The organism is Bacillus sp. SIMBA_031 (genome assembly GCF_046535225.1).
GTDB classification, from domain to species: domain Bacteria; phylum Bacillota; class Bacilli; order Bacillales; family Bacillaceae; genus Bacillus; species Bacillus velezensis.
The window spans coordinates 1-355 of sequence record NZ_JAWRXC010000069.1 but is presented as its reverse complement, the minus strand read 5'-3'; the positions used below and the strand labels follow the sequence as shown (position 1 = coordinate 355).

At 36.1% G+C, this 355-nt stretch carries 1 protein-coding gene; it reads left to right on the top strand.

What is annotated here, in order from left to right:
• The coding region (locus SB724_RS19540) for a hypothetical protein (protein WP_410572439.1) at positions 1-355 on the top strand (355 nt) is incomplete at both ends.

Genomic DNA, 355 nt, shown 5'->3' with positions numbered 1-355 from the left:
CAAGCTCGGCTAATCAACTCTCACCTACCAACCCTAAAAAGGGGTGGTTTTCTATAGGCGTTTTATGTTTAATCATTACTCTCTATGCCTACAGCTTTAAATTAGAAATTAGCACATTAAGTCTTATTGCTGAAAATGTAATGTCGTTAAAAATTAAACCTGTAGTAATTCCTTTGATAGTTATGATGCCCGCTTTTTTTGTATTCATCTACGGGATTTATCAAAGAATGCATGGTGATATATCAGAGAAATCGATGCGAAGGGGGCTATTTGTTATTATAGGATGCTTCCCTCTATTTCTGATTACCTGGTGGATTTATAGCTGGCAACTTAGTGATAAGCTTGAAAGTGAAGG